Origin of the sequence: Bacillus cereus (assembly GCF_002561295.1) — a bacterium.
In the GTDB taxonomy this organism is placed as follows: domain Bacteria; phylum Bacillota; class Bacilli; order Bacillales; family Bacillaceae_G; genus Bacillus_A; species Bacillus_A cereus_S.
On sequence record NZ_NTUG01000056.1, the window covers coordinates 2,837 to 4,105 of the forward strand.

A 1,269-nucleotide genomic window follows, 5' to 3' on the forward strand; every position below is an offset into this window, starting at 1 on the left:
AAAAGCCCAATTGGTGAGGGCTGATGAAAGTTTCGCTTTATATAGACACCTTATATAGATTCTATTTTTCCTCGGATGAGCATATTGTGAAGTAGCAAGTCCGAGGAGGGACGAGAGTGACGGTTGAACAGCTAGTACCTTTAATTATAATGGCGCTTGCCTTAGGGATGGATGCCTTTTCTGTAAGCCTTGGCATGGGTATGGTGACGCTCAGAATGCGACAAATCATTTATATCGGTATGACAATCGGGCTGTTTCATATTGTCATGCCGTTTCTCGGTATGATACTTGGTCGCTTTTTATCAGAGAAGTTTGGCCATATTGCGACTGTTGCAGGTGCTATTTTGTTAATTGGATTAGGTTTTTATATTGTGTATTCTGCCATTTTAGAAGGAGACGAGACAAGGTCTGCTCCTGTAGGAATAAGTTTACTCGTCTTTGCATTTGGCGTAAGTATCGATAGTTTTTCGGTTGGGCTAAGCCTAGGAATTTACGGGGCGCAAATGATTGTAACAATATTATTATTTGGATTGGTTAGTATGATACTAGCGTGGATTGGTTTATTAATTGGGAGGCATGCCAAAAGTTTACTTGGTATATATGGCGAAGTGATTGGTGGCATCATTCTTGTTGGTTTTGGACTTACCCTTCTTTTTCCGATGTAACCTTTGTTATCATATAAGAAAGTGGTAGAGTGGATTAAGTTAATTTGTGAATGGTAGTTCCTTTCTGTATAAAATATTATTATTAATACTTGTTATAATAAATCAACTCATATACATAGAAAGGATGATAGAAATGACAAGAATCAAACAAAGTTTTGGCATTATTATTAGTTTTTTCGTATTTTGGTTTAGTATGCTCGGTGTACAAATGTTTGCTGAATTTCTAGATATAGATGCTTTGAAATTTATTGAAGGGAACACAGGAGCAGCTCGGACCTTTTATTCTCCTTATCCGTTTTTGATTGTTTTTCTTATTACATTACTTTCTTTATATTTCTTTGTTGTGAAGCTTGGAAAAACGAAGAAGGAAAATGCGCCTGCAGTGGAAAAAGAGCAAGAGAAATTATAAAGTAAGACTTTAACCAGTGATGAGACTCTACTTCAAGGTGTAGAAGAAGAACACTCATTTTGTGATTTTTTATAAGAAAAAAAGATCGGCTTGCATGATGATGAAGCTGGTCTTTTGGTTATTGAAGTAACGAGCCGTCTCCGCTTTTAAATCTATCCAGTTCCACCTCCTAGGTCCTTGCGTCTAAGAACCTTC

Annotated in this window: 2 protein-coding genes; both read left to right on the forward strand. The window is 36.9% G+C overall.

The window, feature by feature from the left end; translation table 11 throughout:
- Nucleotides 1-116 precede the first annotated feature (116 nt).
- A complete protein-coding gene (locus tag CN373_RS23885; RefSeq protein WP_000215506.1) occupies nt 117-665 on the forward strand; it encodes a manganese efflux pump MntP in 549 nt (182 codons plus the stop codon).
- A gap of 133 nt (nt 666-798) precedes the next feature.
- Nucleotides 799-1,074: a DUF3935 domain-containing protein gene (locus tag CN373_RS23890; RefSeq protein ID WP_000196884.1), complete on the forward strand. Its 276-nt coding sequence runs from the start codon at nt 799-801 to the stop codon at nt 1,072-1,074.
- Nucleotides 1,075-1,269 lie beyond the last annotated feature (195 nt).

Coding starts and splice junctions, on each gene's coding strand:
- CN373_RS23890 (WP_000196884.1), top strand. CDS start 799: ATGACAAGAATCAAACAAAGTTTTGGCATTATTATTAGTTTTTTCGTA.